The sequence below is a fragment of the Ureibacillus thermosphaericus genome, assembly GCF_012396605.1.
Lineage (GTDB): Bacteria > Bacillota > Bacilli > Bacillales_A > Planococcaceae > Ureibacillus > Ureibacillus thermosphaericus.
This window is the reverse complement of the sequence record NZ_JAAXPW010000032.1, coordinates 24,052-34,444: the sequence shown is the minus strand read 5'-3', so window position 1 is coordinate 34,444 and position 10,393 is coordinate 24,052. Positions and strand designations below refer to the sequence as shown.

The 10,393-nt window shown below is 35.4% G+C and carries 11 protein-coding genes; all 11 read left to right on the top strand.

Annotation, left to right across the window (positions count from 1 at the left end; genetic code table 11):
- The first annotated feature begins 1,510 nt into the window (after positions 1-1,510).
- Entirely contained in the window at positions 1,511-2,362 is an 852-nt protein-coding gene (locus tag HF990_RS11930) for a DegV family protein (protein ID WP_016837978.1), read from the top strand.
- A 72-nt stretch (positions 2,363-2,434) separates the two neighbouring features.
- Complete coding sequence (locus HF990_RS11925; RefSeq protein WP_168412681.1) at positions 2,435-3,859, top strand: DEAD/DEAH box helicase; 1,425 nt, start codon at positions 2,435-2,437, stop codon at positions 3,857-3,859.
- Positions 3,860-3,885: 26 nt separating this feature from the next.
- Positions 3,886-4,506 (top strand): ComF family protein, encoded by a 621-nt coding sequence (locus tag HF990_RS11920; protein WP_168412680.1) that lies wholly within the window; start codon positions 3,886-3,888, stop codon positions 4,504-4,506.
- Between the two features lie 274 nt (positions 4,507-4,780).
- Positions 4,781-5,203: a TIGR03826 family flagellar region protein gene (locus HF990_RS11915; protein WP_016837981.1), complete on the top strand. Its 423-nt coding sequence runs from the start codon at positions 4,781-4,783 to the stop codon at positions 5,201-5,203.
- A gap of 151 nt (positions 5,204-5,354) precedes the next feature.
- Positions 5,355-5,618: a flagellar biosynthesis anti-sigma factor FlgM gene (gene flgM, locus HF990_RS11910; protein ID WP_016837982.1), complete on the top strand. Its 264-nt coding sequence runs from the start codon at positions 5,355-5,357 to the stop codon at positions 5,616-5,618.
- A 119-nt stretch (positions 5,619-5,737) separates the two neighbouring features.
- The gene (locus tag HF990_RS11905; RefSeq protein WP_168412679.1) at positions 5,738-6,235 is read left to right on the top strand and encodes a flagellar protein FlgN; all 498 of its coding nucleotides are present in this window, start codon (positions 5,738-5,740) and stop codon (positions 6,233-6,235) included.
- Positions 6,236-6,314: 79 nt separating this feature from the next.
- On the top strand, positions 6,315-7,943 hold the full coding sequence (gene flgK / locus HF990_RS11900; RefSeq protein WP_016837984.1) for a flagellar hook-associated protein FlgK: 1,629 nt from the start codon (positions 6,315-6,317) through the stop codon (positions 7,941-7,943).
- 41 nt (positions 7,944-7,984) lie between these two features.
- Positions 7,985-8,860 (top strand): flagellar hook-associated protein FlgL, encoded by an 876-nt coding sequence (flgL, locus tag HF990_RS11895; protein ID WP_168412678.1) that lies wholly within the window; start codon positions 7,985-7,987, stop codon positions 8,858-8,860.
- 102 nt (positions 8,861-8,962) lie between these two features.
- Complete coding sequence (locus HF990_RS11890; protein WP_168412677.1) at positions 8,963-9,526, top strand: DUF6470 family protein; 564 nt, start codon at positions 8,963-8,965, stop codon at positions 9,524-9,526.
- Between the two features lie 14 nt (positions 9,527-9,540).
- Positions 9,541-9,984, top strand: a complete 444-nt coding sequence (fliW, locus tag HF990_RS11885) for a flagellar assembly protein FliW (protein ID WP_168412676.1) — start codon at positions 9,541-9,543, stop codon at positions 9,982-9,984.
- Positions 9,984-10,205, top strand: a complete 222-nt coding sequence (gene csrA, locus HF990_RS11880) for a carbon storage regulator CsrA (protein ID WP_168412675.1) — start codon at positions 9,984-9,986, stop codon at positions 10,203-10,205. Before fliW ends, csrA begins: the two co-directional genes overlap by 1 nt.
- The last annotated feature ends 188 nt before the right edge of the window (positions 10,206-10,393 follow it).

Sequence of the window (10,393 nt, the reverse complement as noted above, 5' to 3'; positions counted from 1 at the left end):
AGGTTAAACTTTAATAGAGTCATTTTTTCATCCTCTTTCTATTTGTTTTTATTGGGTCTGAAAACAGTGTAGCAAAAGAGGAGGAAAATGGCTCTTTTCTTTTTTACACAATTATATGGACTCTATCTGATCAGGGAAGGAATTTTTGAGGCTTGGCTATTATTTTCCCGAATTTGACTATTATCATGCTCGAATTGGCTAATATATACGGAAGTTTGACTATTATCCCATGATCAGGGAAGGGATTTTTGAGGCTTGGCTATTATTTTCCCGAATTTGACTATTATCATGCTCAGATTGGCTAATATCTTCTGAAGTTTGACTATTATCCCATGATTAGGGAAGGGTTTTTTGAGGCTTGGCTATTATTTTTCGAGATTTGACTATTATCATGCTCGAATTGGCTAATATCTACCGAAGTTTGACTATTATCCCATGATTAGGGAAGGGTTTTTTGAGGCTTGGCAATTATTTTCCCGAATTTGACTATTATCATGCTCAGATTGGCTAATATCTACCGAAGTTTGACTATTATCCCATGATTAGGGAAGGGATTTTTGAGGCTTGGCTATTATTTTCCCGAATTTGACTATTATCTTGCTCAGATTGGCTAATATCTTCTGAAGTTTGACTATTATCCCATCTTCAGGGGATTGATTTTTTTCGCTTGGCAAATATTTTCCCGAATTTGACTATTATCATGCTCGAATTGGCTAATATATACGGAAGTTTGACTATTATCCCATGATCAGGGAGGAATTTTTGAGGCTTGGCTATTATTTTTCGAGATTTGGCTATTATCTTGCTCACATTGGCTAATATCTTCTGAAGTTTGACTATTATCCCATGATTAGGGAAGGAATTTTTGAGGATTGGCTATTATTTTCCCGAATTTGACTATTATCTTGCTCAGATTGGCTAATATCTTCTGAAGTTTGACTATTATCCCATGATCAGGGAAGGGATTTTTGAGGCTTGGCTATTATTTTTCGAGATTTGGCTATTATCTTACTTGAATTGACTAATATCTTCTTAAATTTGACTATTATCCTATGATTAGTTAAGTGATTTTTGAGGCTTGGCTATTATTTTTCGAGATTTGACTATTATCTAGCTCAAATTGGCTAATATCTTCTGAAGTTTGACTATTATCCCATCTTCAGGGGATTGATTTTTATCGCTTGGCAATTATTTTCTTGAATTTGACTATTATCATGCTCACATTGGCTAATATCTACCGAAGTTTGACTATTATCCCATCTTCAGGGGATTGATTTTTATCGCTTGGCAATTATTTTCTTGAATTTGACTATTATCATGCTCACATTGGCTAATATCTACCGAAGTTTGACTATTATCCTTTTAGAAAATTTTAATACTTAAATTTTGTTAATATCACATGAGCAAGTTTTTTCTCTTTCAAGTCTCACAATCATTCTTTTTGTAGTTTTTTTCTTATTAACAAGAATGCATTATTACTGTATGATAAATTACATAGGAGAGTGAATATATGAGCATCGCAGTTGTAACGGACAGTACAGCTTATTTATCGCCTGAAGAACGTGAAAAATACAATATTTATATGATTCCATTAAGTGTGACATTAGAAGATGGTGTGTTTGAAGAAGAAGTCGAAATTCATGCAAAAGAGTTTTACGATAAAGTTCGTGAAGCAAAGGTGTTCCCAAAGACGACTCAACCGCCTATTGGTAAATTTATGGAATTATTTGAAACATTATCGAAAGACTATGATGAAGTTATCTGCATCCATTTATCGAGCGGAATTAGCGGGACATTTCAAAGTGCATTGCAGGCAGGTAATATAATAGAAGGTATTAAAGTGCATGGCTTTGATAGTGAAATTTCTTGTGCGCCGCAAGGATACTACGCAGTGCAGGCAGCAAAAATGGCGAAAGAAGGAAAAACTTCTGATGAAATATTAGAGAAATTAGAAGAAATAAAAAGTCGCATGCGTGCTTATTTTATTGTTGATGACTTGTCTCATTTACAACGGGGAGGAAGATTATCATCTGCAGCTGCCATTGTGGGAGGATTGTTGCAAATTAAGCCAGTTCTTCATTTCGAAAATAAAGTTATTGTCCCATTTGAAAAGATTCGCACGAAGAAAAAAGCCTTAAGCCGTGTGGAAGAACTGCTTTCGCAAGATGCAGCTAAATATGATCGCATTCATGCTATGGTGATTCATGCCAATCGGGAACAAGAAGCACTAGAGTGGATGGCGAAAATGCAAGAAAAGTTTCCAAACGTGGAATTTCATTTAAGTTATTTTGGACCAGTGATTGGCACTCATTTAGGAGAAGGCTCATTAGGATTAGGCTGGGTTCCGGTAATGGAAGAGTAAAAGTTTGTAGTCTCTACTGTAAATAGTAGAGGCTTTTTTTATTGATATTAGGAGATTTAAAAGGAGGATTGTATGAAACGCAAAGTGCAGCTAACTAAAGCAAGACAATATAAAGGAATCATCGTAGAACCTGAAATTCGTGAATTCTTTATCGGGAAAGTTTGGTCCAGGGAAAATACTCCTTTTTCAAAAGAAAAGATTGATCGTTATATCGAAAACAACTATTTCAAAGTAAAGCCTGCTATTTCAGAAAAACATTCTTTTTTCCCCTTCTTTAATAAAAAATATATTTGCAACCGCTGTTCTAATGATATTCAACAAGAATTTGTAGAATTTGAATGTGCGCGATGCAGGAAAATTTGCGTTTACTGTAGACATTGCATCAACATGGGGAGAATGAGTAGTTGTACAGATCTCTTAGTTTGGAATGGTCCGAGTGAAAAATTTCCTAAACATCACATACTCGACTGGAATGGCATGTTTACGGAGCTTCAGCAAAAAGCTTCAAAAGAGCTGCTAGACAGCATAATCCAACAACGGAACCATCTCTTGCATGCGGTGTGTGGTGCGGGTAAAACTGAGATTTTGTTTCCCGCCGTTTTCCATTGTTTACAAGAAGGATTAAGAATTTGTATTGCAACGCCAAGAACAGATGTCGTATTAGAATTATTTCCTCGTTTTCAAAAAGTTTTTCCGAATACGGTTATCCATGCCTATTATGGCAATGCCCCAAAACAAAAGGGAACCGCTCAACTCGTCATCGCAACGACACATCAACTTTATCGCTTTGAAGAGGCATTTGATATGGTCATAGTGGATGAAGCGGATGCGTTTCCATATACTTACGATATTTCATTGCAAAAGGCGGTATGGAAATCAAAGAAGAAAGGAGCTCCTGTCGCACTTGTCACGGCAACTCCATCTGTTCAAATTTTATCGAAAGTTAAAAAAGACGGATGGGGTTATTCGTTTATTCCGAAGCGATATCATGGTCATTCGCTCCCAGTACCTCGATTTGAGTCCCTTTGGTTTTATGAAAGGCAAATAAATAAAGGAAGAATTCCAAAAAAATTAGCGCTATGGACGAAATCGAGAATTGAGCAAGGAGAACCCTTTTTCATTTTCTTTCCGACGATTCACTTAATGCAAAAAACCGCACCACTATTTCAACAAATTCATCCTGACATTTTAAGCGTTCATGCCAAAGATCCAGAACGGAAAGAGAAAGTCATGAAATTGAGAAATGAAGAAATCCCTGGATTATTAACAACGACAATATTAGAAAGAGGGGTAACAATCAGCAATGTGCAAGTTGCGGTCGTAGGGGCAGAATCAAAAATTTTTACATCGAGTGCGTTGATTCAAATAAGCGGTCGTGTTGGGAGAAATGTAAATTTTCCTGGCGGTGAGATCGTCTTTTTCCATCACGGAATCTCGGTTGAAATGGATGCAGCGAGAAATGAAATCCTTCGATTAAATAAGGAGGGATTTCAATAGGACAATCAAATAAAAAGGAGGATAAAATGAATCGCAACGAAGTCAAGAATTGCCTTCTTTGCAACGCACCATTAAATAGTCAGATGGATTGGAAACGGCTTTTCTTCAATCGATTTCCGAAAGTTATTTGCCAAGAATGTGAGAATCAATTCGAGTGGTGTCTCCATGAACAGGATGAAGAAGTAGTATCGTTATATTACTATAACGAAGCGATGCAAGATTATTTACATCGTTATAAGTTCATGCATGATGTGCTGCTCTCAAAAGTGTTTCGTGAAGAAATTTATTACAATTTAAAAAATCGGAAAGAAATGATAGTCCCAATACCGATGCATCCTGAAAAATTAAAGGAACGCACCTTTAGCCATGTGGATGAATTACTGAAGGAAGCACGAATCCCTTATGTTCATTTGTTGGAGAAAATAACGACAGAAACTCAAGGAGGAAAAACGAGAGAGGAACGGATGAATACGCCACAAATTTTTAAATTGAAAAAAACGGTACAAGTGGAAGGGAAAGAAATTCTCCTTGTTGATGATATATATACGACAGGAACGACAATCAGACATGCCAAACGGGTGCTTATTGAAGGAGGTGCCAAATCGGTAAAAGCTTTTACGTTAATAAAGTCGGGTTTCTATAAATGAAGAGAAAATTTGCAATAACTCCTATGAGTAGAGATAAGAAACTAAGCAATGAGCGATCCATTAAAAAATCTGTTTTTTTAGCATATACTACACAAAATGTCACAATTAAAATCTTGCCAAAATGTTAAAAAAGTGTGAACATTATTTACAAAATTAGTTACTAGATAATAGTATTTTTTTATCAAAATATGACAATTTACTATATTGTTGTATAATGGTTTTAATACGATGTGGATATTTTAGTCAATCTTCTTTATTGATAGGGGGGCTAGTTTTGGCAGAGATCCGAAATTGTCCGAGTTGTGGTGAATTTTTTAACTATACAGGCATTAGAGATGTTTGTTATAAATGTTCTCAAAAAGAAGAAGAAATGTATCAAATTGTTTATCGTTTTTTAAGAAAACGAGAAAACCGTGCTGCGACAGTGGATCGAATAGTAGAGGCAACAGGAGTAGATAAGGAATTATTGTTTAAATGGGTTCGTAAAGGGCGCCTTCATCCAGCAGTTTTTCCAAACTTAGGCTACCCATGCGATAACTGTGGACGTTTAACGAAAAAAGGGAAGCTATGTGAAAGTTGCGTTACTGAATTAAAATCAGATTTGCGTACTTTTGAAGCGGCGAAAGAATTTAGAGAAAGTATTGAAAAAAGTGAACGTCTTACTTATCTAGCTGATAAGGAAAAAAATAAAAAATAATAATAAACGGCTCACAATTTGCTCACGTCGCCATTGTTGTTATACTAAATAATGGTGTAAAGCAGATGTGAGTTTTTTTATTTTACTCATTTAACATTTTCGTGAACAAACCGAAATAATAACTAGACAGGTTATGAAGGGGGGCTAACTTGTGAAAATCAATCCAATCAATACGAATTCAGTAAATCCTTATACGAAACAACAGCGAAATGTGAATACTGTAAAAGCAAAAAATGCTTTTGCAGATAGAATAGAAATTTCAGATGCAGCAAAAGAAATGCAGGTAGTGTCCGATTATAGTCAAGAGCGTGCGGAAAAAATCCAAAAATTAAAAAAGGAAATCCAATCAGGTCAATATAAAGTCGATGCTCAGAAAGTGGCTGAGGATATGTTGAAATATTACCGTCTCCGTTAAGATGACTCAAAACAAAATCATCGAGATAAAAGAAATTTTTTCAATGAGCTTATATTAAGCAAGCTCGATGAAAAGATTTCTTGAGATCAAAAGGAAATTATTTAAAGGAGTTCAAAACCATGTCAGTTCAACCGATTATTTCAATTTTAGAGAAGCTTGAAAAAATGCATAAGAGTTTACTTGAACATGCTTATAAGAAGACGGAACTTGTGAAAAACAATGACATGGAAGAACTGGATAAAATGTTAAAAGTTGAACAATCACATGTGGCTGCGATCGAACAATTAGAACAGCTGCGTCAAAAGAAGGTTGTGGAATTTTTTCAGTTAAAAGGCATTAAAGTATCCTCTCCTCCATCAGTTGCTGAGTTATTGGAAGTAATTGAGGACGAGGAAGAAAGCCAACAACTATCCGATGTACGAAATCGATTATTGAAAGTACTTGATGATTTAAAAAAACAAAATGATTTGAATCAACAGCTTATTTACAATTCACTGCAATTAGTGAATGTGACATTGAATATGTTGCGACCGCAGCCTGAAGAAATTAACTATTCTGAAAAAACGGTGCGCGGTGGAAATGCTCCCCGTCAGTCGCTGTTTGATTCGCAAGCATAGAGGAACGATTGTATGGAGGAGGGGACACTTGGCCCCTTCCAAAATCTTGAATACATATTTTAGGTAAGGAGGAGTCTATATGCGCTCCACATTTATGGGGTTAGAAACAAGTAAGCGTGGTATTTTTACTCAACAAAGCGCTCTCTATACAACAGGACATAATATTGCGAATGCGAATACGGTTGGTTATTCTCGTCAGAGGGTAAATATGGAGCCGACTTTAGGATATCCAGGTATGGGGTTAAATGCACCAAAAACTGCTGGATTTATTGGGACAGGTGTTAAAGCAGGGTCTGTACAGCGAATTCGAGATGAATTTATTGATCGCCAATATCGTCAAGAAACGAACAAACTTGGATATTGGGATTCGAAAGCAAAAGCGATTGCTCAAATGGAAGATATTATGTCAGAACCTTCTGAGTATGGATTGGATGAAGCATTTCGCATGTTTTGGAGCGCCCTTCAAGATGTAAGTACAAACCCGGAAGATACAGCTGCTCGGAAAGTAGCGATTCAAAGGGCAGTGCATTTAGCAGATTCTTTCAATTATATTGAGACACAGTTAAAGCAAATTCAAGGAAACTTAGGAAACGAAATTAAAGTTTCGGTTGCAGACATCAATTCTATATTAGAACAAATCGCCGACATTAACCGACAAATTCAAGCGGTTGAACCAAACGGCTACGTGCCAAATGATTTATATGACCAACGAGATTTATTAGTGGATAAATTAAATGAATATTTACCAGTTTCCATTGAGCGAATTCCTTCTGGAGGGAATGCATCGAAAGTAGCGGAAGGAAGTTTAAAAATTACTTTAAATACTGGTAAAAAAGATGCTAGTGGTAAACCGATAGAAATTGTATTAGTTGATGGTAGAAATGCTGCCACTCTAAAAGCAATTGATACAAATGGTACTGAAGTTGATGGGGTTGTCGATAACATTGGAACAAGTGACACATACTACCTGTTCCAACACTTAGAAATTGTAGAAGCAAATGGTAATGTAACAACCGTTCAAAAGGGTGAATTTGAAGAGTTTAAAGGTAAGCTAGTATCTTTAATTGATTCATATGGGTATGAAACTGAAAAAGGCTATTACCCAGAAATGTTGAGTAATTTAAAGAAGTTAGCTGATGCGTTCATAGAAGTTTTTAATACTGTACACGAAGCAGGATATACGTTAGGTACTGATGATCAACCTTCCACAACTGGTATTACATTCTTTGAAAGAGATGCAACAGGGCAAGTGAAAGTACGAGATGAAATTATTAATAACCCTAATTTATTAGCTGCATCGGATGTCGTAGATGAAGAAGGAAACGGTAAATGGGCGCTTATTTTAGCAAATTTGCAATCGATGCCAATGGCAAATGGAGCTGAGGTAGGTACTGAGGCAATCCAGGTAACATTAACATTATCTCCAGATATAGATTTAGATGGTGCAACTTTCCAATCCTTCTATCAAGGACTCGTTGGACAACTTGGAGTCGATGGTCAGAAAGCGAATTTGCTTAAAACAAACTCAGAAACGATTCGACTAACAGTTGAAAATAACCGTGCTTCGATGAGCTCTGTTTCTCTCGACGAGGAGATGACGGATATGATTCGTTTCCAACAAGCATATAACGCTAGCGCTCGCATGATTACAGTCATCGATGAAACTTTAGATAAAATTATTAATGGTATGGGTAGAGTAGGATTGTAATCGTTTAACGTCCTTTAATCGCAGTGGAAAGGAGCAAGAATATGCGCGTAACACAATCCATGTTATCAAATAACATGCTTCGAAACTTAAGCAATAGTTATTCGAAAATGGGGAAATTACAAGAACAAATTACTTCTGGCAAAAAATTTGTGCGTTTATCTGATGATCCCGTTTCAGCGGTTCGAGGTATGAGCTATCGAACAGATTTAAATAAAGCAGAGCAATTTACTCGAAATATGCAAACTGTTAATACTTGGCTAGATACGACAGATGATGCACTTGATCAAGTAGGATCTGCGCTTCATCGTATCAAAGAGCTCGTTGTTCAAGCAGCAAACGATACGAATACCCCAGATGATAGGGAGAAAATTAAAGCCGAAATTGATCAAATTAGAAATCAATTAAGAAATTTAGCGAATACAAAAGTATCAAATAAATATATTTTCTCAGGAACAAACACTTTATCACCTATCTTTGATACAGACGGTAATATTAATAATGTAAATGAAGAATCAGTTGAGATAGAAGTATTTGATGGAATCACTCTAAATGTTAATATAGCTGGAAAAACTCTTTTTACAAATATAGATGATTTTATGGGGGAGCTTTCGAATCTTCTTGATGATGAAAACACTTTAGGAGAAAATATATCAGAAAAACTAGGAGATTTAGATAGACTTTATGAAGAGGTTTTAACAGCACGAGCAGACGTTGGTGCACGTCAAAATCGAGTAGAATTAATGGCTAACCGTATATCATCTCATTCTATTAATATTACAAAACGATTATCTGAAAATGAAGATGTTGACTATGCAAAAGCTATAACGGAAATGGTGACAGCAGAATCGATTCACCAAGCAGCTCTATCTGTCGGAGCAAAGATCATTCAACAAACTTTAGTCGATTTTATACGATAATTGTTGCAGGTTTGTTACTACAAGATAACTTCATTGACTAAAATAAAATTAGGCGTTTGGACAATTTGTTCAAACGCTTTTCTTGAAAAGAAGGTGATTTAAATGAAGTTTCCCCAAATTCAAATTCGTACATACGATATCATCTTGGATTTGCAAATTCATGATTCTGTTCAAACTATTCGTCAACCAAAAGCCACACAGCATATCGAACAACCTGCTGCTATTTTAGAAATAAACACAACACGTGGACAATTAATAATCGATTCTTCTCAAGCTCGACGTGACATCGGAATGATTGGTCCGTTGGAATCGGTTGAAAATTATGCCAAAGAAGGAAAAAAGGCCGTACTTGAAGGAATCGCAAGAAGAGCTAGAGAAGGGCGACAAATGATGATGAATGCCGGAAAAGACTTAGGACGTCAAACGATCCAAAATATTGCGAAACAGAACCATGGTCCAAAACGAGTACCATTCAATGTTAAATTTGTCCCATCTGTAGGTTCTGTAAAAATTGATTATATTCCTGGTGAAACGGAAATCAATATTACACCACAAAAACCGAAAATCGATGTGCAAGTGAATAAACCAATCCATGAATATACACCTGGGAAAGTAACGGGTGAAGTACTACAATACCCAAGAGTTGAAATCGATGTCATCTTATAGATAGGAGAAGTATAATGCAAATTCACACAAAGTTTTTAGGTGAAGTTGAAATACAGGAAGAAGAAGTTATCACGTTAACGAGCGGACTTTTAGGATTAGAAGAATATACGAAATATGTATTACTTCCTTTAGATAAGGATAGTCCATTGGCGATATTTCAATCGATTGAAGAATCGCAAATTGGTTTTGTCGTTGCGTATCCTTTTGCCTTTAGAAAAGATTATGCATTTGATATTAGTGAAGTAGATAAAAAAGAATTACAAGTTGAAAAAGAGGAAGATTTAATTGCTTATTCGATCGTAACATTAAAAGAACCTTTTGAAGAATCAACCCTGAATTTACTTGCTCCAATTGTAATTAATAGCGTAAAAAAATGTGGAAAACAAATTGTACTGCAAGACAATCAAGCTTATCCTTTACGCTTTCCTATCGCTGAGCTAAAAGGAAGTGTAAAGTAATGTTAGTTTTATCGAGAAAAACAAACGAGTCAATCATCATTGGAGATCATATTGAAATAAAAGTATTAGCAATTGAAGGAGAACAAGTAAAATTAGGTATAGTTGCACCAAAATCCGTAAAAGTCCACCGAAGTGAAGTATTTGAAGCCATTCAAGAGCAAAATAAAGCAGCATTAAATATTGATACAAATATAATTCAGAAACTAACGAAGAAAAAATAAAATAATGACTATCTTAAATTATATACAAGGACTTTTTTCTAAACCGTATGGATAAAAGATTAATACAATAAAAAACTAGAAAAAATTATAAAAAAACTATTAAACAATTAAATTTAATTACGATATATAAAGTGTAAGACTCGAGAAATACATAATACTACTTACTTGAGTCATTAATTTCCACAAGG